The organism is Flindersiella endophytica (assembly GCF_054779015.1).
Window position 1 is genome coordinate 81930 of sequence record NZ_BAAGYY010000034.1, and the last position, 25563, is coordinate 107492.

A 25563-nucleotide genomic window follows, 5' to 3' on the forward strand; every position below is an offset into this window, starting at 1 on the left:
CGGTGACTTCCGGCGGTGTCTGCCTGCCCTGTATACGCGAGAGCGTTGGGGGCGGGCCAGCGCAAGGAGGAGCCATGGACCGGATGCCTCGCCCTCTCGTGGTCGGTGTCGATCCGAATCCCGACAGCCAGCTCGCGTTGCGATGGGCAGCGGACGAAGCGCTGCGGCGGGATGCTCCGGTGCGGGTCGTGACGGCGTACGAGAGATCGGCGACCTCACTCGCGGCGGCCGCGGTGCGGCCAGTGGGTTCGACAGGGCCGGCGGGAGCGCTGGAGGCAGCACAGCCCGTGGAGGTTGTGGAGTCGATGGAGGCAGCGGAGTCGACGGAGTCGGTGGAGTCGATCCGGTCGGCGCGGGAGGCGTTCGACGACGCGGTCGGCTATGTACGCGCGCGGATCGGCGCCGACCGGGTCACCGGGTCGTTCGTGTCGACCCGTCCGGCCGCCGCCCTGGTCGAGGAGTCGCTCGAGGCCGAGCTCGTGGTCGTCGGGTCACGCTCCCGATCGTCGCTGGCCTCGGTGCTGCTCGGATCGGTCAGCAGCGCAGTAGCGGCCCACGCCGCCAGCCCGGTCGTCGTCGTACGCAAGGAGCGCGCCGGCTCGTCCGCCAACCGGATCGTCGTCGGCGTCGACGGATCGCCGGAGTCCGAAGCCGCGCTGGCGTTCGCGTTCGAGGCCGCTGACTTGCGCGGCGCGCACCTCGACGTCGTGTACGCCTGGCATCCGGCCACGCTGTTCGGCTCGCGTACGTGGACGATGGAACGCGTCGAGACCGAACGCGAGTCCCGCCGCCGCGAGCTCCGCGATCGCGTGGAGCCCTTCCACAGCAAGTATCCCGGCGTCTCCGCGGCGGCGTACGTGCTCGAGGGCCGGCCTGCCACCTTGCTGGCCAAGCAGTCCGAGACGGCTCGGCTGATGGTCGTCGGCAGCCGCGGGCACGGAGGGATCAACGGCCTGCTGCTCGGATCGGTGAGCCAGGCGCTCCTGTACTACGCGCAGAGCACGGTCGCGGTCATCCGTGACCGCCGCTACGTCGTACGAACTCTGTGGCGATAGCTGCTCGGATCCGCTGTTCTAGTTGACTGTCAGCTCGAGCGAGTCGCCGGCTGCACCGGAGACTGTGATCTGCTGTCTGGACCGCTCGACGCCGAACCGTAGGCCTGGCAGCCACCAGCCCAGCTCGCCGACGCCGAGTTCGAAGGTCACCTCGGTACGCTCGCCCGGATCGAGGTCGATGCGCCGGAAGCCCTTCAGCTCGCGTTCCCTCGGCCATACGCTGGAGGCGGTCCGCCGGGTGTAGAGCTGGACGACCTCGGAGCCGGTAACCGTTCCAGCGTTGGCGATCGACAGCTTGACACCGACGGTCGCGCCGGCGCGCAGATCGTCCGCGCCGATCTCGGACCGGGAGAGCTCGGCCGCGCTGTAGTCGAACGTCGTGTAGCCGAGGCCGAAGCCGAACGGGTAGCTCACCCGCTCCCGTACGTCGACGTAGGTTGTGTGGCTGTGTGCTTTGGCGTTGTAGGCAACGGGAAGCACGGCCGCGGACATGGGCATCGACACCGGCAGGCGTCCGCCCGGGTTGACATCGCCGAACAAGGCGCGGGCGATCGCGGTGCCGCCTTCGGTGCCGGGGTACCACGCACAGAGGATCGCGTCGCTACGGTCGGGAAGGTCGGCGAGTGCGTGCGGCCGGCCCTGGATCAGCACGGTCGCGACGGGCGTGCCGGTGGCGGCGACCGCTCTGGCCAGCTCCAGTTGGGCCGGCGGCAACGTGAGGTCGGCGAGGTCCACACCTTCGCCGCAGGTCATGTCGACGTTCTGGTCGACGATCGCCGCGCCGTTGGCGGCGAACCGGGTGGTCGCCTGGCGCGCGCTGCTGCCGCCGAGCACGAGGACCACGACGTCGGAATCGGCGGCCGTCGCCTGGGCTTCCTCGATGCCGCCCGGAATGGCGCTGGTCAGGCCGCAGCCTTGTGCGAAACTGACGACGGCACCTTCGCCGGCAGCCGCCGTCACGCCCTTCAGTACGGTGGCGCCTGAACCAGGAGACTGCTCCGCGGTGTAGTCGCCGATCTGGTGGACGAGCTCGTCGGCCTGCGGGCCGATGACGGCGATCGTCGGGGTGGTTTTCGCCAGCGGGAGCAGGCGATTCTCGTTGCGTAGCAGGACGAGCGACCGCTCGGCGAGTCTCCGGCTGACCTCGCGTTGGGGCGGCTGTCCGCCCGCCGCCGGTGTGGCGTACGGGCGGTCGAACAGGCCGAGCCGGAACTTCAACCGCAGCACGCGTGCGACTGCCCGGTCCAGCAGCGACTCGTCGATCAGCCCTTCCTCGTAAGCGCTGTCGAGCTGGGTGTAGGCGCGGTCCCAGAGGCTGAGGTCGATGCCGGCGTTCAGCGCGAGGACGGCAGCGGTGCGCAGATCGCCGGTCATCATGGTGAGCCGGTCGATGCCGCCGCCGTCGGCCATCACGATGCCGTCGAATCCCCAGTCCTCACGAAGGATTCCGGTGAGCAGGCGTTCGTTGCCGGCGCATGGCACGCCGTCGATCTCGTTGTAGGCGGCCATCACGCCGGCGGCGCCGGCCCGGATGCCTGCCTCGGCGGCGGGGAGATGGATCTCGAGCAGCTCCCGCGGCCCGATCGGCGCGGCGTGCGCGTTGAGACCGCCGATCGCGGCGCCTTGGCCGGCGAAGTGCTTGAGTACGACGGCGAGCTTGTCTTCTCCGATGCGGCCTGGCTGGTTGCCTTGCATGCCGTGCACGAGCGCTTGGGTCAGGGCAGCGGCGAGGTACGGATCCTCGCCGAAGCACTCCTCGGAACGTCCCCGGCGCGGATCCACCACCATGTCGAGCGCCGACACCAGCGCGACGTGGGCGCCCCTCGCACGTACCTCTGCCGCCATCCGGGCGGCGGCTTCCTCGTATGCGCCGGGATCCCACGACGATCCGACGGCGAGGTTGACCGGCAGGATCGTCCCGTCGATCGCCTGATGCCCGTGCGGCACCTCCTCGACGAACAGGACGGGGATGCCGAGGCGGCTGTTCTCGCACACCCACCGCTGCACGGCCTCGGCAGTCTCGGCGCTCTGCGCAGCTGAGACGCCGGTTCGCAGGTCGCGTCCGGACCAGGGATCGGCGCGGAACAGGCCGTAGAGCGCGCCCATGCCGTCCCAGCGCGCCACCTCTTCGCGGAAGTCGTCGGTGAGCTGGAAGCTCTTGCCGTCGGCCGTGGGTTCGGTGGCGTTCCAGCCGAACATCCGCTGGTTCACCTGCCCGACCTTCTCCGCGATCGTCATCCGGCCCAGCAGGTCGGCGACGCGGGCGTCGATCGTCAAGCTGGGGTTGCGATAGGCCTCGTCATCCACGTCTGCGAATCCTACGCGCGCAGGCCGGAGCGCGCCGGAAGCGGCCATCCTCCACATCGTGCCGGGCGCGCCGGGAGATCGGCATCGGCCTGCTGCCGGTATCCTCGCCGGATGGGTGCTGAGCTCGAGTGGCTTCTCGAACGAGTGAACGGACTCCGATTCGGCAAGCTCGGCCTGACGGGCCAACTGCCGTGGACCACCCCCTCCTACGAAAGCCCGGCGTTCGCCGTCGAGGTGGCGGGCAAGCGAATCTCCGGCAGGTCGGCCGATCTCGACGTCGTCGACATCGAGCACGTCGGCCTCGGTGCCAGCCGCTTCGAGGAGATCGCGCACTGCCGTTACACCTCTGCCGGTGTCGACGCCGGTGCGGCCGCGGTCGAGCTCGAGATCGACTGGCACGTCCGCCACAGCCCTGGCGAGCCCGTGCTCGAAGCCTGGGTCGCGGTCCACAACGTCGGCGCTGAGCCGGTCGACGTTCAGCGGCTCGACTCCATCGCGATCGGGCTCGACTCCCACGCCTGCGAGCTGTTGTCGTTCACCGGCAGCTGGGGACTGGAGTTCGAACCGGTACGCGAGCCGCTGCGCGGCCGTCGCGTTCTGGAGACGCTGCGCGGGCGTTCGTCCCATGGTGTGCATCCGTGGTTCGCGCTGGTGCGCGCCGACGGAGCCGTGCTCTGCGGAGCCGTCGCCTGGTCGGGCAACTGGGTGTTCCGCTTCGAGCCCGACCAGTCGGGTGATCGCCACCTGCTGTCCGGAGGCCTGCACGACAACGGGTTCACGAAGGTCCTGCAACCTGGTGACGTGGTTGAGGCGCCTCCCGTCGTTCTGGCGTTGGGATCCGACGGTGACCTCGACACGACCTCGATCCCGCTCGCCCGGGTCGGGCGGCGGTTCTGGGCTCCGCGTAACCCTTTGTCCGAACGCCTTCCGGTCGAGTGGAACCACTGGTGGCCGTACGAGGACCACAGCATCGACGAGACGGTGTTCCGTGCCAACGTCGACGTCGCCGCCGAGATCGGCGTCGAGGTGTGCACGCTCGACGCCGGCTGGTTCGGCCCGGCCGCTGCGGACACGAGCTGGGTCGACGTACGCGGCGACTGGGATATCGTCAACCCTGTAAGGTTTCCGAGCGGCATTCGCGCGCTGGCCGACTACGTACACGACAAGGGTATTCGGTTCGGCATCTGGTGCGAGATCGAGGCGCTGGGGCCGAAGGCCGCGCTCGCGGTCAGTCAGCCGTCGTTCCCGGCGCAGCGCGACGGCGAGCCGCTCGGCTATGTCTGCTTGGGCAATCCCGACGCCGCCGAATGGGCGTTCCGGACGCTCGACCGGCTGGCCGGCGAGTACGGCGCGGACTGGATCAAACTCGACTTCAACCTCGATCCCGGCCTGGGCTGCTCCCGTACCGACCACGGGCACGGTGCGGGCGACGGGCTGTTCGAGCACTACGTCGGCTACTACCGCGTGCTGTCTCGGATTCGGGCCGCGCATCCTTCGCTCGTACTGGAGAACTGCTCGTCCGGTGGGTTGCGGATCGATCTCGGCATGCTGCGCCAGACCCACCTCACGTTCCTGAGCGATCCGGACTGGCCGGAGCACGGGCTGCAGGCGGTGTGGGGCGCGAGCTTGCTGCTGCCGCCGGACCAGTTGCTGTACTGGGGATACTCCGAATGGCACGGCGAACATCGTTGCCAGCTGTTCGATCCGCGCGACCCGGCGCTGGAGATGCACCAGGTCGACTACTACCGCCGGATCGCGATGGTGGGCGCCAGCGGCATGGCGTGGAAGTTGCCTGAGCTGCCTGCCGCGGTCAGGGAGCGGCTGCAGGCGAACAACCTTCTGTATCAGGAGGTGGTGCGGCCGTTCGTTCGCTCGGGCGATCTGCGGAGGCTGACCGAGCAGCCTCAGCGGTTCGGTGAAGGGTCGCGATGGGTGGGGTTCCAGTACAGCCTGCCTGACTCCGCGGAGCATCTCGTGCTGCTGTTCCGCCTGCCTGGCGGCGATCCTTCGCGGGCGATTCCGCTGCGGGGGTTGGATCCTGACCGGTCGTACGATGTGAAGTGGCTTGACGCGGGCGACAGCCAGACGGTGACCGGGCGCTCGCTGATGGAGGATGGGCTGCGTCGCGAGTTGCCGGAGGAAGGGTCGGAGTTGGTGCTCGTGACCGCGCGTTGAGCGGCTCCCGGATCGATGCGGTCGACGTGTTCTACCTGGCGATGCCCACTGTCCTCGACATCGGCGACGGCAGCCAGGACGTGCTGCTGGTGCGTGTCCGCGCGGGTGACGATGTCGGCTGGGGCGAGTGCGAGGCGTCGCCGCTGACGTCGATCGCAAGCCTCGTATGCCCGATGTCGCACAGCGCGTGCAAGCCGGTGCTCGACTCCGTACTCGGGCAGCCGCTGAACGACGTCTCGGACATCGGACGAATCTGCGACCTCGTACGGCGGCAGAGCCTGGATCTGCTGCAGGCGCGGCACACGCTGTCCGGCATCGAGATCGCGATGTGGGACCTGCTGGGCAAGCGGTTGTCGGCTCCGGTGCATGCCTTGCTGGGCTGGCCGTCGGCGTATCCGAAGACGCCGTACGCCTCTGTCTTGTTCGGCGACACTCCGGAGGCGACGTACGAGAAGGCGGTCTCCGTCGCCGGCCGCGGCTTCCGGGCGGCCAAGTTCGGCTGGGGACCGTACGGCACAGGCTCCGTCGACGCGGATGCGGCGCAGGTGCGCGCGGCCCGGGAGGGCCTCGGCGCTCGCCGGTCGCTGTTCGTCGACGCCGGCACGGTCTGGGGAACCGACGTGGAGGCGGCGGCGCTCCGCCTTCCAGCCCTGGAAGAATGCGGCGTGGGGTGGCTGGAGGAGCCGTTCGTGTCGGGCGCGTTCGACTCCTACCGCCAACTGGCGGCGCGCACCTCGGGCTCGCTGGCCTTGGCGGCGGGGGAGGCCGCTTCGGAGCCGGACCTGGCGCGCCACCTGATCGACTACGCAGGCATCGGCTACATCCAAGTCGACGTCGGCCGCATCGGTGGCATTGGGCCGGCGGCATCGGTGGCTGCATATGCCGGCGAGCGCGGCGTCCAGTTCGTCAACCACACCTTCACGACCCACCTCGCATTGGCAGCGTCCCTCCACTCCTTCGCCGGCGTGCGCGAAGCGGCGCTCTGCGAGTACCCCGCGGAACTGTCCGAGCTGGCGTACGCACTGACCGAAGACCACCTCACCCCGTCGCCGGACGGAGAGCTCCGCCTCCCAGATCGCCCCGGCCTGGGTCTCACCCCGTCCCCAGCCGCCATCGCTCCGTACCTCCTCGACGTCGAAATCAAAGTCGGCGGCAAGCTCCTCTACCAAACGCCAATCCTGGACGCCGGCTGATCAGCCGCCCAGAAACCGGTTCCCCTTGCCACCCGCCGGCCGAGCGCATCCCTCCACCGAGCGCTTTGGGGGGATCCGCCCAGAAACCGGTTCCCGACCGCTCCGAGCTGCCTCGCCGTCGGTGCATGCCTGCAGTGCCGACACGCCAGCAACCCGTTCCCGAAGAGGGACGTCCGGATTCCGCCGCCGCGCCCGCCATCGCAACGGTGATGGCGCAGTCGCCGACGCGTCCGTGCCAACGCTCCAGAAACCGGTTTCTCGAGAGAGGCGATGCCGCCGGCCATCGCGAGGGCGACGCTCCAGTCGCCGACATGCTCGGTGGCGGTGGCCAGGCGCCAGCAACCGGTTTCTCAGCCGCCCCGAACCTTCGCAGCCGACGCCCCGCAGCCGCGTCCAGCGCCGCGTGCCGGAAACCGGTTCCTGAGCTCCCGAGCCGCATCGCCGGCTCGGCGCTTCTGGCGGTCGCGCATGAGAAACCGGTTCCTGAGCTCCCGAGCCGCATCGCCGGCTCGGCGCTCCGGCGGTCACGTGCGAGAAACCGGTTCCTGAGCTCCCGAGTCGCATCGCCGGCTCGGCGCTCCGGCGGTCACGCATGAGAAACCGGTTCCTCAGCTCGTCCTGAGCTACCTCGCAACTCGCTACCTGCGCGGTCGTGCGTCAGGAACCGGTTTCTCGGCCAGCCCGATGCCACTCCGCCATCGACACCCAGTCACTGAGGCGCCCGGTGCCACGTGTCGGGAACCGGTTTCTCCGGTGGCGGGCCGCCGCGGACGCCCCACCCTGCGCGGCGCCGAGCTGGCGGCACGTGGTGGTCGTGCGCAGGAAACCGGTTCCTGAGCCTCCCGAGCCGCATCGCGTGCTTGGCGCTTCCGGCGGTCGCGTCTGAGAAACCGGTTCCTCGGCTCGTCCTGAGCTGCCTCGCTACTCGCTACTGCGCGGTCGTGCGTCAGGAACCGGTTTCTCGGCCATCCCGATGCCGCACCGTCACTCCAGTCGCTGAGGCGCCCGGCGGCCACGTGTCGGGAACCGGTTTCTCCAGTGGCGGGCCGCCGCAGACGCCCCAGCCTGCCCGGCGCGAGCGGCCGGCACGTCGTGGTCGTGCGCAGGAAACCGGTTCCTGGCCGTTCTGATGCCGCGCCGCCACCGGGGTCCCATGTGCCAGGAACCGGTTCCTCGGAAGGCTTCGTCATCGCCGACCCGCCAGCCGCCGACATGTTCCGCGGTCGCGCGCCGGAAACCGGTTCCTCGGCTCGACCGAAGCCGCATCCGATGTTGGCGTCTCAGGGGATTGCGCATCAGTAACCGGTTTCTCCGCTGCCGCCGCGCTGCCGCCGCCGCGTTGCCGCCGCCGGCCTTGGTGATCGTGGGTCGGGAACCGGTTTCTCGGTTCGTGTGAAGCCGCGCTTCCGTCGATGCGCCAAACGTCACGCCGGGAACCGGTTTCTCGGGCCGTGCGGAGTCACGCCGCACGCCCGCGCGGGCTGAGAATCGAGGGGCACGACTGAGAAACCGGTTCCTGCGGTGCGGCCAGCGGATAGCGTCGGCAGGCGGATGTCCTCCGACGGCGTGAGAAACCGGTTCCTCGCGGCGGGAAATCGGTTCATGAAAGGTGGCGGGTTGCCATGTCCGATCGTCGGCGGGTGGTGGAGAGAGTGGCCGCGTTGGCCGGCGAGCTCGCGGAGCGGTTCGAGCTCGCCGGTTTGGCGGTCAGCGTCGTGCAGGGGGAGGAGTCGATCTACACCGGCGGGTTCGGTGTGCAGAGCCGAGAAACCGGTTCCCCGGTAACGCCCGACTCGATGTTTCGCGTCGCCTCGATGACCAAGCCGTTCGTGGCCACCGCCGTCATGCAGCTTGTGGAGGCTGGCCAGGTCCGGCTCGACGCGCCGGTCGCCGAATACCTGCCCACCTTCCAGATCGACCACCAACCCGACACGACCGTCACCGTCCGCCACCTGCTCGATCACACCTCAGGCCTGCCCCGCACCTACCACGAGCCACAGCCCGGCGACGACCGGAAGCAGTACCTGCGCCGCAACACCGGTGTACGCCTCAGCGCTCCGCCGGGAGACCGGTTTCAGTACAGCAACCTCGCCTACGACATCCTCGGCGAGCTGATCTCCGTCGTCTCGGGCCACGCGTTCGAGGACTACCTGAGAAACCGGATTCTCGCGCCCGCCGGCATGCCGGACAGCACGTTCCCGCCCGCCCGGATCGATCCCCGGCGAGAAGCGTCGCCCCATCTGAACGGCCCGCATCCCATCCTCGCCAACGTCGACCCACCGCACCCCGCGAACAACCCCAGCAAAGGCCTCGTCTCCAGCCTGCGCGACCTCTCGAACTGGGCGATCACCAACGTCAGAGTGGTCAGCAACAAAGGCGAGGGAAGGATTCGCGCGAGCCTCGGCTGGTTCACCGGAGAGCGCCATGGCCACCGCACGGTCCAAAAGGGCGGAAGCCTCACCGGGTACGGCTCCAGCCTGCTCCTCGCCCCCGACGACACCCTCGGCGTGGTCGTCCTGGCGAACAGCTACCCCGTCCCCAAGGACGCGATCGCCACCGCCGTCCTGGACATGCTGCTCGGTTACGCCCCGGAGCTCCCGAAACCCCTCGTACTCCACGAGCTCTACCCAACGCTGATCAACGAGGGCCTGCAGCCCGCGATCGCCCGGTACCACGTGCTGCGTACCGAGCGGCCGGACGACTTCGACTTCGGAGGCGGGCAGTACTACGAGATCGGCTGGGCGAACCTGCTGACCGTCCTCCGCCGCCCGAAGGAAGCCGCCGAAGTGATCGAGCTCGGCGTCGCCCTGAACCCGGACTCCGACGCCTATCACCACCTCCTGGCGCTCACCTACCACGAAGCCGGCGACCCCGCACGAGCGAGACGCAGCCTGGAACGCTGCCTGGCGCTGACCCCCGGCCACCAGGGCGCGACCGACCTCCTGGCCGAGCTCAACCAGAACCAGGCGTAGGCGCACCGCTCCCCAAGGTGAGCAATCCCCTGTTTCAACAGGGAATCCGGTTGCACAAGCCATCACATTTCAAGGAATCTGTCGGGTCGCCGATGAGTTGTAGCCATTGAGCTGGTCAGAACGGACATGAGCGCGACTTATAAGCCGGTCACCCGAAACGCCGGCAACGACAGCGAAACCGACACCTACTCCGACCCAAACCCTGAGCGAGGCTTGATGCGTGCCGATTTGCCTGCCGACGACGTGGCGGGTGCCGCCGAACCCACCGGTCGTACGCCGGTGGTGATCCGGCTCCTGGTGTTGGCGACGTTTGTCGTGATTTTGAACGAAACCATCATGTTGAACGCGATCCCGCGCCTGATGGGCGACCTGCGGGTCACCGAGCAGGCGGCCCAGTGGGTTTCGACCGCGTTCATGCTGACGATGGCCGCGATCATTCCGGTCACCGGGTGGTTCCTGCAGCGGGTGACCACCCGTACTGCTTACGCCACGGCGATGGGCGTCTTCCTCACCGGCACCGTGATCTCTGCCGCGGCGCCCTTCTTCGCCATACTCCTGCTCGGCCGCATCACACAGGCCGCCGGTACGGCCGTGATGATGCCGCTGCTGATGACGACGTTGATGACCGTGGTGCCCCCGAACGACCGCGGCCGCGTGATGGGCAACGTGATGCTGGCGATGTCGGTGGCCCCCGCGGCGGGCCCGACGGTCTCCGGTCTGGTCCTGCAGTTCGGCTCCTGGCGGATGCTGTTCCTGCTGGTGCTGCCCATCGCGGGCGCGGTGACGTGGTTCGGCCTGCGCCACCTCGACAACGTGGGCGAGCCGAAGGACGGCACGATCGACTGGTTCAGCGTGGCCCTCGCCGCCCTCGGTTTCGGCGGCCTGGTCTACGGGCTTACGCAGTTCGCCGATGCGGGCGCCGGCCGTTCGATCCTGTTCGTACTGGCCGGGCTGACCGCGGTCACGGTGTTCGTACTCCGCCAGCTGCGCCTGCAGCGCACCGACTCGCCGTTGCTGGACCTGCGTACGCTGCTCCACTCGACGTACACCAAAGCGCTGCTGCTGATGTCGGTCGCGTTCATGGCGATGCTGAGCTCGATGATCCTGCTGCCGCTGTACCTGCAGAACCTCCGGCACCTGAGCCCGCTGCTCACCGGCCTGCTGGTCATGCCGGGCGGCCTGGCGATGGGTCTGCTCGGGCCGACGGTCGGGCGGCTGTTCGACCGTTTCGGGGGACGCGTGCTGATGATCCCCGGCTCGATCGGGATCCTGGGGGCGCTGGCCGGGTTCACGCAGGCGTCGATGACGATGCCGTACTGGCAGCTGCTCGCGCTGCACATCCTGCTGATGCTGTCGCTGGCGGCGCTGTTCACGCCGGTCTTCACGCTGGGGCTGGGTGCGCTGCCGCCGAACCTGTACTCCCACGGCAGCTCGATGGTGGGTACGTTGCAGCAGGTGGCGGCCGCGTTCGGCACCGCGCTGGCGGTGACGGTGATGACGATCCGGGCAGAGCACCTCACGAGCAACGGGGTCGCGGCGGTCCCGGCCCAGCTCGGCGGTATGCGGCTGGCCTTCCTGATCAGCGCCGTGATCTCGATCGCGGTGGTCGTGATCGCCCTGCGGATGCCGGCCCGCGCCGACGCGCCGCACGGCGAAACCGCCGACGCTCCACACGGCGAGACCGTCAGTACGCCGGACACCTCGAACCCCGCCGACTCGCTCGACGACCTCGAGCCGCCGGCCGAGCGCTCCGCCGTCCGGTAGCAGTTCCAGAACCACCAACGCCGAGGCCCGCTCCCATCCCGAGGAGCGGGCCTCGTTACGTGTACGGCCGGGGCCCACCGCGCGCAGGCCCTGCCACGATTGCGGCAGGCGAGCCTCCAGAACACGCGCGGCCGGGCGCCCGCGCTCGCTGGGGTGGCGATGCTCACGGACCCTTCGATGACCAGCCCGCCGCCGAGCAGTCCGCTGAGCACCACTGCGGCAACCGGTCGACCGGCTGACGTTGTCGAGCGCGATGTTCACCTGCGCCGGTCGGGGCACGGCGCCGTCGCGTCGAGTCGACTTTTCGGCTCCATCGCTGTCCAGCGCACTGCTCACCGAGCCACAGCCGGGCGCGCCGGCTCGAGCCGCGGTACCGCCTCTCCGTGCTGCCGTCGGGCTGTTCCGATGACCGAGCTCACGAGCCTGATCCCGCTCCACAAACTCGGCACGCGACGCCCCTCGGCAGAGCTGCGCCGGGACGGAAGCGCCACCATCGGCCGCTGCAGCAAAACCTTTGGGTGCCCGAACGTATCTCCACCGTGGGAGGGACTAGGAGGGGAACCATGCTCAGACGCAAGGGCCGCACGCTGCTCAGCGCTCTCGCCCTGGTTGCCGTTGGCGTGGCAACATCGGTCGCCGCACCAGTCGCCGCGGCGCCGGCGCTTCCGTACATCGCGGTGGGCATTCCGGACGAGGACATCGGTACGGTCGCCAACGCGGGCGCCGTCGAGATCCATCATCCGTCGGGGAAGACCAGTGTGCTCACCGCTCCCGGCTACCAGGCCGGCGACCGGTTCGGCGCGGTGACGCTGGCCAAGGACCTCACCGGCGACGGGCGCGACGAGCTGATCGTCGGGGCGCCGGGCCGTGACCTCTACGGCGTGGTCGACGCGGGTGCGGCGTACCTCTACCGCGGCACGTCGACCGGCTACCAGTACTGGCGGATGCTCGGCCAGGCCTACTCCGGCGTACCGGGCCGTGCGCAGGCCGGCGCCGCGTTCGGTGCCGCGCTCGGATTCACGTACGGAAACGAGGGGTTGGCGCTGTACGTCGGCGCTCCGTACACCGACGTCGACGGTGCCACGGACGCGGGCCTCGTTGTCGGCATCGAGTTCAGCGGAGCGACCATCGTGGCGACCGAGGTCCTGACCGAGAGCTCCCGTTCGGGCTGGGAGCAGCCAGAAGCCGGCGACCGTTTCGGCAGCGCGATCGGCACCGGCGCACTGGAGATCGGCGCGCCGGGCGAGACTGTGAACGGCCAGGCGGCCGCGGGGGCGGTCTTCGTATCGACCGACGGGCCGGGCGGCCAGTTCGGCGAGATGCTGACCCAGGACTCCGTCCTCGACGAGCCGGTGACCGACAAGGCCGAGGCCGGCGACGAGTTCGGCCGCGTGCTGTACGACGCGGGCCACCTGTTCGTCGGCGTACCCGGGGAGGACATCGGCACCGCCGTCAACGCGGGGATGGTCAACTCGCTCGGCACGGGCATGGCCGGCGAATGGGTGTCGGTCGACGCCTTCTGGCAGGGCTCGTACGACCGCGTGGCCAACCGAAACGTGCCCGGCGCACCCGAGACCGGCGACCGCTTCGGTGCGGCGATCGGCGGCTACTGGCACGACATCCTGAACTATCCATGGGTCTACGTGGGCGTACCCGGCGAGGACATCGGCACGACCCAGGACGCGGGCATGATGGTGTCGCTGAACAGCAGGGGCATCCAGTCGGTGCCCTCGTACACCGACGCGAGTCTGGGCGGCACCAACGAACGCGGCGACAAGTTCGGTACGTCGGTGCAGGCGACCTTGCTCAGCAACGACCAGAACCCGATCACGTACCTCGTCGTGATCGGAATCCCCGGTGAGAACGGCTACGGCGTGGTGAAACTCGCCTCGCCCGTACGGACGACCTGGCGGCAAGCAGTGCTTGACAGTCCCGAAGCCGGCGACGGCTACGGAAGCTCCGTCCGCTCGGGCCGCTGACGCGCGCCGCCACCACTGGACCGGCGGGCTCGCCGTGGGCAGGAGCGACGCACTCGCTCCGCCCGGCGCGAACCGGCGAGCCCGCCTCAGTATGGAATTCCCCGTACCTGTTGGCTTTTCAGGGTAAGTATGGCAAGCTCGCGCTGTGCGGGTTAACGAAAGCTGACGAATCCGCCGGCAGCCGTCGAGTGCGCCGAGTCGCGCTTGCCCTGCTGGCGAAGGCCTTCCCAGGAAGGCTCGCGCTCATCGCCGGGATGTCGCTGCTCAACGGCGCGTTGCCGGCAATCTTCGCCGCGTTGGTCGCAGACCTTGTGCAGCGGCTGCCGGCGGCAGTGGACGCCGGGTTCGATTCCACGGCCGGTCGTGGAATCGTCTCCACCCTGACCTGGATCGCCGTTGTTCTCGTCGCCCGTGAGGCGGCTTCAGCGGGCTGGACTCTGATCGAGGACCTGTTCTGGCGGTACGACGGATACCTGCGCCGCAGGATCATGCGCGCGACACTCTCGGTTCCACGGTTGGAGCTGTTCGAAGACCCTGAGCTCGCGGCCACGACGGATCGGGCCGTCCGGTTCGTCGAGCCCAGTCCCGGTGAGATCGTGGCAGGCTACGGCGACAAGTGGTCTGCCCATGCTCAGGGTCTGGCGGCGACCGTGCTGGTCGCGACCGTCTGGCCGGCTGCTGCCGTGTTCCTCGCCGTCATCTGGATCGTGGCCAGCCACCAGTTGCGGGTCAACCACGCCAGGGCACGCGGCGGAGGAGATGATCCGTTCCGCCGGGCGCAGTACCTCCACAACCTTGGCACCATGCCGGAGTGGGCGAAGGAGGTCCGCGTCTTCGGATTGGTCAGCTGGCTGGCCGACCGATTCGGACGCGAGTGGGCCACCGCCATGACGCAGCTGTGGCGGGCTCGTCGTACCGGCCAACGCGCGATGGGACTGGTCTTCGCTCTGGTGGTCGTCGGCAACGGGATCGTGCTCGGGTTGGCGGCCCGCGCCGCGAGCGATGGCAGGCTCGGCGTGGGCACGGTAACCGTTCTGGCGCAGGGAGTGCTGGGCATGGCGTTCCTCGCCGACCAGGACAGTGACCATCTCATCGATCTCGGTGTCCTGGCCATTCCAGGGTTCGTCGCGATGGAGAAGGCTGTGGCCGACGTGCCGATCGCGTCCGGTACGAAACCAGCCGATTGCCTGCCGGCGCGCGAGATCTGCTTCGAAGGAGTGCGTTTCGCCTACCCGGGCAGGGATTCCACCGTCTTCGACGGTCTCGATCTGCGAATCGAGGCCGCGACCTCGTTGGGCATCGTGGGGCTCAACGGCGCCGGCAAGACGACGTTGATCAAGCTGCTGGCCGGTCTCGAGCTCCCACAACGCGGACGGATCGCGGTGGACGGCATCGACCTGACAGAGCTGAACCTGGCGTCGTGGCGGCGTGCCGTGACTGCGATCTTCCAGGACTTCGTACGTTACGAGCTTTCCGCCCGGGACAACATCGCCTTCGGTGCGGCCGGCGACCTGACTGACGACCGCATCGTCCACTGCGCGCGGCGAGCCGGTGCCGAGGACATCGTGGCCGGGTTGCCGCAGGGCTTGGACACGTCGCTTTCCCGCAGATTCCCCGGCGGAGTCGACCTGTCCGGTGGTCAGTGGCAGCGGATCGCGCTGGCCCGTGCGCTGGCAGCTGTCGAGGCCGGCGCGCGGGTATTGGTGCTGGACGAGCCGACGGCGCAGCTGGACGTACGCGCCGAGGCGGACATCTACGAGCGGTTTCTCGACCTCACGCGTGGGTTGACGACGATCGTGATCAGCCACCGTTTCTCCACCGTCCGCCGGGCGGATCGGATCGTGGTCCTCGACGGCGGCCGGGTCAGTGAGGACGGCAGCCACCAGGAGCTACTCGCGGCCGATGGCCAGTACGCGCGGCTGTTCCGCACCCAGGCCATGCGCTACACCAGTGGAGGTCACCATGCCTGACGCCATCTCCGTACCCGTCACTCGCATGCGCGCGGCACTGACGGTCCTGCGGATCGCGTGGACGGCCGACCGGCGCCGTTCTGTCCTGGTCATCGTGCTCGGCATCACCCAGGCGGTCACGGAGTCGATGTTCGCGTACTGGCTCAAGCTGATCCTCGACGGTATCCAGCTCGGTGACGCACGGCTGGTGAGTATCGGCGCGGTGGGTGTGGCGGTGTCGATCGCCGGGGGCAGTGCGCTGCGGTATGCCACGGCCCGCGTCCGGGCGGTGCTGGTCGAACGCGCGCACCACGGCGTCCAACGCCGCCTGCTGGAGTTGGTCGGCGCGACGCCGACGCTGGAGATTCACGAGACGCCCGCGCACTTGACGCAGCTGGAGGTTCTGCAAGGCCGTGAGGCATGGCAGTTCGGGCAGGTCATACCGTCGTTGTTCAACCTCATGACCCTGCTCGTACGAATTGTCGCGACAGCGCTCCTGCTGGTCGGGGTCCATCCGCTGCTTCTGGTGCTGCCGGTGTTCGGCCTGCCGGCGTTGCTGGTGAGCTCGAAGACCGGGTCGGCGATCAGCAGCGGCCACGATCTGGCCGCCGAGCCCACCAGGCGCTTCCAGCACCTCTACGAGCTGGCAACCACCCGCGGACCCGCGAAGGAGGTCAGGCTGTTCCGGCTCGGCGAGCAACTGCTGGCTCGTTACGCACTCGCCCATGGCGAGATGCAGCGGATCCGCAGGCAAGTCAACCTCCACGCGGCGACCCTGGGTGCGAGCACGCGGATGGTGTTCGTAGCCGGCTACTTCGGCGCGATCGTGTTCGTTGTGGACCGGGCGGTCGACGGTGCCGCGTCGGTCGGTGACGCAGCACTGACCGCGGTGCTCGCGGGCCAGGTGCTGGGCTTGGTCACCGGCTCCTCCGAGATCCTCACCTGGGCATGGCGAACCCTCACCGCGGCCGGCCGCCTCGTTCACCTGCAGGAAGTGTCCCGAGCAGTTCGGCGGCGGGTCGACAGTTCTGTCGCTCCGCCGGTCCGGCTCGTCGACGGCATCAGGCTCGAAGGTGTGTCGTACCGCTATCCGCACGCCACCGGCAAGGCTCTGCACGACGTCAATCTCACCTTGTCAGCCGGCACGACAGTGGCGATTGTGGGCGACAACGGCGCGGGCAAGACGACGTTGGTGAGACTGCTCGCGGGTCTCTATGTCCCGACCAGCGGGCGTATCACCCTGGATGGAACCGATCTCACCACAGTCGATCCCGAGCGGTGGCGGGAACGCACATCCGCCGGATTCCAGGATCACGCCCGGTTCGAGTTCCGCGTTCAAGAGACAGTCGGCATCGGCGACCTTCCACGGCGGAACGACAGCCAGGCGGTGTCGAGGGCTCTCGAGCAGGCCGGCGCAGCCGACGTACTCGACTCCATGCCCCACGGGCTGAGCACCCAGCTCGGCCCGAGCTGGGAGGGCGGCATCGACCTGTCCGGCGGACAATGGCAGAAGCTCGCGTTGGGACGGGCGATGATGCGCACCACACCTTTGCTGCTACTGCTGGACGAGCCAACCGCGGCACTGGACGCCGACACCGAGCACCGGCTCTTCGAACGCTGGACGGCCGTCGCCCACAAGCTGCGTACGGACACCGGCGCCATCACCATCCTCGTGTCGCACCGGTTCTCCACAGTCCGGATGGCCGACCTCATCGTCGTCCTCGACGCGGGCCGGATCGGTGAGATCGGCAGCCACCACGAGCTGATCGCACGTAACGGCCTCTACGCCGAGCTCTTCGAGCTCCAGGCCAGGTCATACCGCTGAGCGACCATCCCGTCGAGCACCCAGGGTGCGGAAATCGCCGCGCTGCACGACATTCTTGGGTGAACAGCACGCGCCACTAGGGTGGATCGATGGCATCGGTCAAGCAGTTCCAGGTCACCTTCGACTGTGCGAACCCTGAGCGCGTTGCTCGTTTCTGGTGCGAGGTGCTGGGGTACGTCGTGCCACCGCCGCCGGAGGGGTTTGCCACCTGGGACGATTTCGATCGCTCACTGCCGCCTGAGCATCAGGGTTCAGCGTTCGCCTGTGTTGATCCCACAGGGGTGGGCCCGCGACTGTTCTTCCAGCGCGTTCCCGAAGGCAAGGTCGTCAAGAACCGAGTACATCTTTGCGTGCGGGTCAGCACCGGGCTCGTGAGTGAAGAGCGCCTCGCCACGCTCGAGGCCGAGTGCGCACGACTGGTCGCGCTCGGCGCGGTACGCGAGCGCCTGTTGCCTGCCGACGAGGTCGACGAGTCGACGATCGTGATGCGGGACATCGAGGGCAACGAGTTCTGCCTCGACTGAAGAGCGGCGAACATCAGTCCGTCGAACGTTTGTTCGCCCCATGGGCCTGGAACTGGATGGCTACTTTTCGAGAAACCTACTGGTCAGGAGCGGTGCCCCAGGCAGGATTCGAACCTGCGACACCCGCTTTAGGAGAGCGGTGCTCTATCCCCTGAGCTACTGAGGCAAGCAGACGAAGCCGGAGCGCCATCCACCGGCGTTCAGGGTACCGTCCCGAGGCGTCGAGCGCTTCGGCGAGAGGGTCGATCGGTGTGCTGGCCGGCGCCGGACGGCGGCGCGGCTCGCCGGGAGGGCGGCCGCGCCGCGAATCCGGGGCCGAAAGGGTCGGCGTTGCGCGCCGGCGCCGTCAGCCGGCCGAGATGCCGTCGATCGCGGAGAGCTCGTCGGGGGTGAGGGAGAAGTCGCCCGCGTCGGCGTTGGCGATGATGCGGTCGCGTTGCGACGACTTCGGGATCACCACGAACTCGTGCTGCAGGTGCCAGCGCACGATCACCTGCGGCACGGTCTTGCCGTACTTCTCCGCGATCCCCGCGAACACGGGGTGCTCGAGGTTGGCCGAACGGAACGGGCTGTAGCCCTCCAGTACTACACCGCGGTCGAGGTGGCCCTGGACGATCTCGGCGTCGTAGTTGGCCGGCGACCACTTGATCTGGTTGACCTCCGGCATGACGCCGGTCGCGTCGGCGAGCTCGTCGAGCTGGGCTAGGGAGTAGTTGCTGACGCCGATCGCCTTGGTGAGGCCCTGGTTGCGCGCCTCCACGAACACCTGCCAGGTCGACACGCCCGCCTCGCCGCCGGGCGGCCAGTGGATCAGCCACAGGTCAAGGTGGTCGAGTCCCAACTCGGACAGGCTCTCCTCGAGCGTCCGCTGCTCGCGGTCAACGTGGTCGGGCGGCAGCTTGGTCGTCACGAACACCGACTCGCGGGGCAGCCCGCTCGCCTTCAGCGCGGCGCCCACCTCGGTCTGGTTGCGGTAGCCCGTCGCGCTGTCGAGGTGCCGGTATCCGGCCTCCAGCGCCCACTCGACCGCCTGCTGCGCTTCGTCGCCACGCAGCTGCCAGGTGCCGAACCCCAGCAACGGGATCTGTCCGCCGCCGGACAGCGCCGCGCCCATCTCGTATACGGATCCATTTGTACTCATGTACCGGTCATACCATGACGCAATGCGAGAAGGACGACTGGCGGACGAGGTCGTGCTCGTCACGGGCGCCGCACAAGGCATCGGACGGGCGATCGCGGCGTGTGCCGCGCGCGAAGGCGCGAGCGTGGGGATCCTCGATCTCGACGAGCACGGAGGCCTCGAAACCCTCAACGAGACAAAGGAATTCGGGGTCGACACGTTCCTCGCCACGGTCGACATCACCGACGAACGGCAGGTCGCCGACGCCGTAGCGGCCTGCGCCGGCGCGCTCGGCCCGGCGACCGTTCTGGTCAACAACGCCGGCCGTAACTCCTACGCCGATCCCGTGGCGATGACCGTCGACGAGTGGGACGAGGTGTTCGCCGTCGATCTCAAAGGGGCTTGGCTGATGGCGCGCGCCGTACTTCCGGCGATGGTCGAACGGCAGTCGGGATCGATCGTGAACATCGCGTCCGTACACTCCCAGCTGACGACGAAGGGCATGTTTCCCTACGCTGCTTGCAAATCCGGCCTCGTCGGCATGACGCGGAGCCTCGCCCTCGACATGGCGCCGAACGGTGTTCGCGTGAACGCGGTGAGCCCCGGCTACATCCGTACCCGCCTGGTCGACGAGTACTTCCGGCGTTCGGACGACCCGAGCGTGGAGCAGCAGGTGCTCGGCGTCCATCCGCTTGGCCGGATCGGGACACCGGAGGAGGTTGCCGAGGTGGTCTGCTTCCTTGCCTCGAAGGCGGCGTCGTACGTCACCGGGTCGGAGTGGAACGTCGACGGAGGCTTGGGCGCTCGGTTCGCCTGACGGCAGGCGCTTGCCGTAGACGTATGTGGCCTGCCTGCGTCTACTCAAGCAGGCCACATGTGTCGCCCCTTGAAGGAGAGGTAATGCTTCGGTGAAAGCATGCCGATCGGGAGGTTGCAGTTAGGTTGCGAGGCCTCCGCGCGGGAAGGGCGTTCGTCATGGGTGCCAAAGAGGACCTTGTCCGAACACTGATCGACCGGCACGGTGTGACGTTCGCCGAGCAGGCCGGGATCTCCCTGAAGGACACGCCGGCTCCGCTCTATCAACTGCTGGTCGTGTCCACGCTGCTGTCCGCCCCGATCTCGTCCGGGATCGCGGTCGACGCCGGCAAGGAGCTGTTCCGGGCGGGATATCGCACGCCTCGCGCGATGCGGGACGCCACCTGGCAGGAACGCGTTGACGCGCTCGGCCGTGGGCGCTATCGCAGGTACGACGAGAGTACGTCGACCAGGCTGGGGGATGGCGCGGAGCTGATTCTCCAACGCTGGAAGGGCGATCTGCGTCGTCTCCATGAAGAGGGCGGCGACGTCGAGGGCGTCGGCGAGCTGCTGCGGGAGGTGCCCGGAATCGGTCCGACCGGGGCCGCGATCTTCTGCCGGGAGGTGCAGGCGGTCTGGCCGGACCTCGCGCCGTACGTCGACGAACGGGCCGCGGCCGGCGCGGAGCGGCTGGGTCTGCCGAAGACGCCGGAACGGCTTGCCGGGTTGGTGAAACCCGCTGACCTGCCGCGGCTGATGGCGGGCTGCGTACGGGCGAGCCGGTCGGAGGACGTCGTGCAGGACACACTCGCGTCGGCGCACACCGGATAGGCGCGGCGGCCGGAACTGGAACCGTTCCAGCCTAGGTGCCGGCACTGGAAGCCGTTGTGTACAAGGAGAACGGCGTCAGCCGCGGTCGCGTTCGGCGAGGAGGTCGCGGATCTCGCGCAGCAGGGCGACATCCTCGGGCACGACCTCGGGCTCGGGTTCCTGCCCGCGCTGGCGGCGCTCGTTGAGCTTGTTGAGCGGCAGCACGATGACGAAGTAGATCGCGGCGGCGACCAGGACGAACTTGAGCAGGGCGTCCAGGATGAGCCCGATACTGAAGTCGGCACCGTTGAGCGTGAAGTTGCCGACGCCCATCAGATTGGGCTCGCCGAAGATGGCGGCGATCAGCGGGTTGATGAAGCCCTTGACGACACCGTTGATAACCGCGGTGAACGCGGCCCCGATGACGACAGCGACCGCGAGGTCGATGACGTTGCCACGGAAGAGGAACTTCTTGAAACCATCGATCATGGTGCCTGGTTCTACCAGATTGTCCGGGCTTGGGTGCGCGAGTGCCCGAAGTCTGCCATGCGGGATAACCCGCCTGCGCGTCGGAAACGCCGCGAAGCGCCCATGGCGGACGGAATCTTGGTGTGGGTGGATTGAGGCGATCGATGGTCGGACGAATCCACCTCGGCGGCATGCGCCAAGCGTGAGGGCGCACCGCACGTGGCGGGTACCGCGCCGACGTACCTTCTGCGACGGGTACGTCGGTCAGGCGCGGCCGAGGCGATCGACGATGCCGCGGAGGTAGCGGGCCTGCCCAGCGTGCTGGAGGTTGTCGCTGACGACGCTGACCAACCGCACGCCGACGGTGACCGGCGGGTCGTAGTTGTCGTCGATGACGCGGTCCAACTCGGCGGCGGTGACGGTGGCGAGGTAGTCGACCGTACGCCCGGCGACGGCCGCATGGTAGGCGAGCAAGGGCTCGGCGCTGCCCGGCCGAAGGCTGGCAACCTGCTCGGCCGTGTGCCCGAACCCGGTCTCGTGTGCGTCGGCGGCGCGGCCGAGCTGCTCCGCCCACGGGCCCTCGACCCACGCCTGGGTACGGCCGGCGATCTCGGACACATGGTCGTCCTGGATCCGGGTGAGGTGCCACACCAGCCAGGCGATCGAGTTGGCGCCGGGCTCCGGCCGGTACGTCAGGCCGTCGGTGCCCAGCCCTTGGGCCGAAGCCTGTACGAGCTCACGGATCCGCCCATACGCGTCGATGAGGAGGTCGGAAGATTCCATCTGGCCATCCTCTCGCGCCGCCCCAACCGCCGTCGCGCGCCGGTTACCGCTTCGCCGCAGGATCCGGCGGGCGGATCCGCGGCCGCTGTCCCAGTTGGTCGCGGCGGCGTTGCCCGCCAGCTGATCGCCTCGTCGTCTGCTGCTTCGCGGCGGGACTCGGCCGCGGATCCGCGGTCATCCCAGCTGGTCGCGGCGGCGTGTCAGGTAGGCGGTCTCGGTGGTGTTGCGCCTCGGTTCGATAGCCCGGTCGTACGCCGCTTCGCCGCAGAGTCCGCAGTCACCCCAGTTGGTCGCGCCGTCGCGTCAGGTAGGCCGTCTCGGCGGTGTTGCCCGCCAACTCGATCGCTCTGTCGTACGCCGCCCGCGACTCCTCGCTCCGGCCCAGCCGGCGCAGCAGGTCGGCGCGGGCCGCGTGGTAGGCGTGATAGCCACCCAGCCGTTCCTCGAGGCGATCGATGTCCGCCAGTGCCACATCCGGCCCGTCCAGCTCCGCGACCGCGACCGCCCGGTTGAGTACGACGATCGGCGACGGGTCGATGCGGACCAGCTGGTCGTACAGGGCCACGATCTGCGACCAGTCGGTGTCGCGTACGTCCCGGGCCGAGGTGTGCACGGCGTTGATCGCCGCGAGGATCTGGTAGCGACCCGGCGCCGCCCCGGAGGCCAGGCGCTCGCGCACCAGCCGTTGCCCCTCGGCGACCAGCGCCGTGTCCCACGCGCCACGGTCCTGCTCGGCGAGCGTGACCAGCTCGCCGCTCGCCGAGACCCGGGCGCCGCGACGGGCCTCGGTGAGCAGCATCAGCGCCAGCAGCCCGGCCACCTCACCGTCCTCCGGCAGGAGCGCACGGATCAGGCGCGCGAGCCGGATCGCCTCGGCCGTCAGGTCGTGCCGGATGGGATCGGTGCCGGGGCCGGTCGCGAGGTAGCCCTCGTTGAAGACGAGGAAGAGAACGGAGAGTACGCCGGAGACCCGTGCCGGGAGGTCCTCCGCGGCCGGCACCCGATACGGGATGCGAGCCGCTTTGATCTTGGCCTTCGCGCGGGTGATGCGCTGCCCCATGGTGGACTCGGGTACGAAGAACGCGCGGGCGATCTCCGGCATCGTCAGACCGCCGACCATTCGCAGCGTCAGTGCGACCCGGGTCTCCATCGCGAGCGACGGGTGACAGCAGGTGAAGATCAGCCGGAGGCGGTCGTCGTCGATGGCGCCGACGGGCTCGGGCGGTTCGCGGTCGTACAGCATCTGGGCCTCCTTCTGCTTGTCGTCGCGCTGGTTCTCGCGCCGGAGCCGGTCGATGGCCTTGCGGTTGGCCGTGGTCGTCAGCCAGCCACCGGGGTTCGGGGGTACGCCGTCGGCGGCCCAGCGTTCGACAGCGGTCGCGAACGCCTCGGCCGCGGCCTCCTCGGCGATGTCGAGGTCGCCGAAACGCCTGGTCAGCGCGGCGACGACCCGCGCCCACTCCGTATGGTGGGCGCGCGTGATCGCGTCTTGAACGCTCGCTACGGCAGGAACGGCCGCACCTCTACCTTCCGATTGCAGGCCTTCGACCCCTCGGCGGCGAGCTTGAGCGCCACGTCGAGGTCGGGAGCCTCGATGACCCAGAAACCGGCGAGGTACTCCTTCGACTCCACGTACGGCCCGTCGGTGAACACAACCTCCGTACCCCGGTTGTCGATGACCGTCGCCGTGCTCGGCGCCGCCAGACCGCCGGAGAACACCCAGTGACCTGCGGCCTCGATCCGTTCGTTGTACGCGCCGGTGGCCGCCATCTCGTCCGCGGTGGCGGAGTTCGTCCTGTCGTCGATCACGGAAACCAGATATCGCATCTCGGCCTGCCAATCCTGTGCTTCTGGGTGCCTCGCACGGGCGACCCGCTCACCCTTACCACGAACGGATCCGCGCTGATCCGACACCGCCTCTCCGGCCTCTTTGTCTGCGAGACCACCGACCCGCACCACTTTTCGTCCACAACTCCGCGAAATCCGGCCCCTGTGGACAGCATCCCAGCCCTCCCCACCAATCCCATAACCTCGCGACATGACTTCACCCCTCACCCCTCACCCAACAGCCGACATCGGAGTCATCGGCGGCTCCGGCCTCTACGCCTTCCTCGACGACGCCACCGAAGTGCCGATCACCACGCCCTACGGCGACCCGACCGACCCGCTCGTCGTCGGTACGGTGGCGGGGCGTTCGGTCGCATTCCTCCCTCGGCATGGCCGCGACCACCGCTATCCACCGCACCAGATCAACTACCGCGCCAACCTCTGGGCGCTGCGCTCGCTCGGCGTCCGCCAGGTCCTCGCGCCCTGCGCCGTCGGCTCCCTGCGTCCCGAGCTTGGCCCGGGCACCCTGGTCGTTCCCGATCAGCTGGTCGACCGCACCAGCGGCCGCGCCCAGACCTACTACGACCGCAACGCCGTCCACGTCTCGTTCGCCGATCCCTATTGCCCAACCGGCCGCAAGGCCGCCGTCGAAGCCGCCCGCAGCTCGTGGCCGTCCGAGCCGGCCGACAACGGCACGATGGTGGTCATCGAGGGGCCGCGGTTCTCCACGCGCGCGGAGTCGCAGTGGTACGCCGCGCAGGGCTGGTCGCTGGTCAACATGACCGGCCATCCCGAAGCCGTTCTCGCCCGTGAGCTCGCCCTCTGCTACACCGCGATCGCCCTGGTCACCGACCTCGATGCCGGCCTGTCCGAGGGCGAGGGTGTCAGCCAGGAGGAGGTCTTCCGCCTGTTCGCCGAACACGTCGACCGCCTGCGCCGGCTGCTCTACGACATCGTGCCGGCGCTCCCGACCAGCCGCGACTGCCTGTGCGCCCACGCGCTCGACGGCATGCCGCTCCCGTTCGAACTGCCGTAGGGGATGACCGGCCATGCCCTCCCTCGTCGAACAGCTGCGGCGCGGCCCGCTGCGACCGATCCTGCAGGCGGTGTCGTGGCACCGCCGGCTGGTGGCCGCCGGGCTCGCCGCCCTGGCGACGCTGGTCGGCCTGTCCGCGCTGAAGCCTTCGCCACCACCGACGTCGAACGTCGTCACCATCGCCCGTGACCTGCCGGCGGGCACACGCCTCACCCCGTCCGACGTACGTGTGGTGGCCCTCCCCGCCGGGGTCGTACCCTCCGGCTCATTGCGCGCGACCTCCGGCGCCACCGGCCGCGTCCTGGCGACCCCGGCCCGCCGCGGCGAGCCTCTAACCGACGTACGCCTGCTCGGCCCCGGCCTGGCCGCGGCGTACGGCCCCGGCCGAGTCATCGTCCCCATCCGTCTCGCCGACGCCGGAGTGCTGGAGCTCGTCCAGATCGGCACCCGCGTCGACGTACTCGCCGCCGAAACCACGCCAGACCAGGCCTACGCGTCGGCCCGCACCCTCGTCCGCTCAGCCCGCATCGTCGCCCTCCCCGCCCGCGAACCCGAACCATCCGGCCCTCTGGCCGCCACCCCACTCGACTCGGGCGATGGCGGCCTCGTACTCCTCGCCGTCCCACCCTCAGCCGCCCCCACCCTCGCCCGTGCAGCGGTGACCGCCCGCCTCTCCGTCGTAATCCGCGAATAGCAGCAGGCCACCCGCCGCCCCCGGTCAGCGGGCGACCGCATCGTCGCCGCACCGCAAGCGCCGCAGCTGCCCGCCACCCGCCGCGACGGGCCGCCACCCGCCACCGGCCACCTCCACCGGGCCGCGCCGCACGCATCGCGTCGCCCGTCATTCAGCCGCAGCACCGCACCGCAGCACCGCACCGCACCGCACCGCAGCACCGCACCGCAGCACCGCACCGCAGCACCGCACCGCAGCACCGCACCGCACCGCACCGCAGCACCGCACCGCAGCACCGCACCGCAGCA

At 69.1% G+C, this 25563-nt stretch carries 19 protein-coding genes and 1 tRNA gene; 13 read left to right on the forward strand and 7 right to left on the reverse strand.

What is annotated here, in order from left to right; all coding sequences use genetic code 11:
- Positions 1-74 precede the first annotated feature (74 nt).
- Positions 75-1055: an adenine nucleotide alpha hydrolase family protein gene (locus tag ACYVF6_RS37900; RefSeq protein WP_460528850.1), complete on the forward strand. Its 981-nt coding sequence runs from the start codon at positions 75-77 to the stop codon at positions 1053-1055.
- A gap of 18 nt (positions 1056-1073) precedes the next feature.
- On the opposite strand, the gene ACYVF6_RS37905 is transcribed toward ACYVF6_RS37900, so the two are convergent.
- A complete protein-coding gene (locus tag ACYVF6_RS37905) occupies positions 1074-3362 on the reverse strand; it encodes a glycoside hydrolase family 3 protein (RefSeq protein ID WP_460528853.1) in 2289 nt (762 codons plus the stop codon).
- A 111-nt stretch (positions 3363-3473) separates the two neighbouring features.
- Here ACYVF6_RS37905 and ACYVF6_RS37910 point away from each other — a divergent pair, with 111 nt between their 5' ends.
- The 8 genes from ACYVF6_RS37910 to ACYVF6_RS37945 all read left to right on the forward strand — a co-directional run bounded on the left by ACYVF6_RS37910 (position 3474) and on the right by ACYVF6_RS37945 (position 17743).
- Positions 3474-5537 (forward strand): alpha-galactosidase, encoded by a 2064-nt coding sequence (locus ACYVF6_RS37910; protein ID WP_460528855.1) that lies wholly within the window; start codon positions 3474-3476, stop codon positions 5535-5537.
- On the forward strand, positions 5534-6730 hold the full coding sequence (locus ACYVF6_RS37915; RefSeq protein WP_460528857.1) for a mandelate racemase/muconate lactonizing enzyme family protein: 1197 nt from the start codon (positions 5534-5536) through the stop codon (positions 6728-6730). The genes ACYVF6_RS37910 and ACYVF6_RS37915 overlap by 4 nt, the downstream gene beginning before the upstream one ends.
- 1622 nt (positions 6731-8352) lie before the next feature.
- A complete protein-coding gene (locus tag ACYVF6_RS37920; protein ID WP_460528859.1) occupies positions 8353-9702 on the forward strand; it encodes a serine hydrolase in 1350 nt (449 codons plus the stop codon).
- A gap of 126 nt (positions 9703-9828) precedes the next feature.
- The gene (locus ACYVF6_RS37925) at positions 9829-11466 is read left to right on the forward strand and encodes an MDR family MFS transporter (RefSeq protein WP_460528861.1); all 1638 of its coding nucleotides are present in this window, start codon (positions 9829-9831) and stop codon (positions 11464-11466) included.
- A gap of 563 nt (positions 11467-12029) precedes the next feature.
- Positions 12030-13445 (forward strand): integrin alpha, encoded by a 1416-nt coding sequence (locus ACYVF6_RS37930; RefSeq protein ID WP_460528863.1) that lies wholly within the window; start codon positions 12030-12032, stop codon positions 13443-13445.
- Between the two features lie 188 nt (positions 13446-13633).
- On the forward strand, positions 13634-15415 hold the full coding sequence (locus tag ACYVF6_RS37935; protein WP_460528865.1) for an ABC transporter ATP-binding protein: 1782 nt from the start codon (positions 13634-13636) through the stop codon (positions 15413-15415).
- Positions 15408-17219: an ABC transporter ATP-binding protein gene (locus ACYVF6_RS37940; protein WP_460528867.1), complete on the forward strand. Its 1812-nt coding sequence runs from the start codon at positions 15408-15410 to the stop codon at positions 17217-17219. The genes ACYVF6_RS37935 and ACYVF6_RS37940 overlap by 8 nt, the downstream gene beginning before the upstream one ends.
- An 89-nt stretch (positions 17220-17308) precedes the next feature.
- Positions 17309-17743, forward strand: a complete 435-nt coding sequence (locus tag ACYVF6_RS37945; protein ID WP_460528869.1) for a VOC family protein — start codon at positions 17309-17311, stop codon at positions 17741-17743.
- Positions 17744-17836: 93 nt separating this feature from the next.
- Here the strand turns inward: ACYVF6_RS37945 and ACYVF6_RS37950 are convergent.
- A tRNA-Arg gene (locus tag ACYVF6_RS37950) sits at positions 17837-17909 on the reverse strand.
- A 180-nt stretch (positions 17910-18089) separates the two neighbouring features.
- On the reverse strand, positions 18090-18884 hold the full coding sequence (locus ACYVF6_RS37955) for an aldo/keto reductase (protein ID WP_460528871.1): 795 nt from the start codon (positions 18882-18884) through the stop codon (positions 18090-18092).
- Between the two features lie 22 nt (positions 18885-18906).
- Between ACYVF6_RS37955 and ACYVF6_RS37960 the strand changes: the two genes are divergently transcribed.
- Entirely contained in the window at positions 18907-19680 is a 774-nt protein-coding gene (locus ACYVF6_RS37960; protein ID WP_460528873.1) for a glucose 1-dehydrogenase, read from the forward strand.
- Positions 19681-19838: 158 nt separating this feature from the next.
- Positions 19839-20489, forward strand: a complete 651-nt coding sequence (locus tag ACYVF6_RS37965) for an HhH-GDP family DNA glycosylase (RefSeq protein WP_460528875.1) — start codon at positions 19839-19841, stop codon at positions 20487-20489.
- 75 nt (positions 20490-20564) lie between these two features.
- On the opposite strand, the gene mscL is transcribed toward ACYVF6_RS37965, so the two are convergent.
- From mscL to ACYVF6_RS37985, 4 genes are all read right to left on the reverse strand, one after another.
- Positions 20565-20957: an MscL family protein gene (gene mscL / locus ACYVF6_RS37970; protein WP_460528877.1), complete on the reverse strand. Its 393-nt coding sequence runs from the start codon at positions 20955-20957 to the stop codon at positions 20565-20567.
- Positions 20958-21200: 243 nt separating this feature from the next.
- Positions 21201-21719, reverse strand: coding sequence for a DinB family protein (locus ACYVF6_RS37975; RefSeq protein ID WP_460528879.1), 519 nt, complete (start codon positions 21717-21719; stop codon positions 21201-21203).
- Between the two features lie 277 nt (positions 21720-21996).
- Positions 21997-23202, reverse strand: coding sequence for an RNA polymerase sigma factor (locus ACYVF6_RS37980; protein WP_460528887.1), 1206 nt, complete (start codon positions 23200-23202; stop codon positions 21997-21999).
- Positions 23203-23219: 17 nt separating this feature from the next.
- A complete protein-coding gene (locus ACYVF6_RS37985) occupies positions 23220-23546 on the reverse strand; it encodes a YciI family protein (protein WP_460528889.1) in 327 nt (108 codons plus the stop codon).
- A gap of 211 nt (positions 23547-23757) precedes the next feature.
- Between ACYVF6_RS37985 and ACYVF6_RS37990 the strand changes: the two genes are divergently transcribed.
- Both ACYVF6_RS37990 and cpaB read left to right on the forward strand, forming a co-directional pair.
- Entirely contained in the window at positions 23758-24582 is an 825-nt protein-coding gene (locus ACYVF6_RS37990; RefSeq protein ID WP_460528881.1) for a PNP/MTAP phosphorylase family protein, read from the forward strand.
- 13 nt (positions 24583-24595) lie between these two features.
- A complete protein-coding gene (gene cpaB / locus ACYVF6_RS37995) occupies positions 24596-25276 on the forward strand; it encodes a CpaB family protein (protein WP_460528883.1) in 681 nt (226 codons plus the stop codon).
- Positions 25277-25563: the final 287 nt, after the last annotated feature.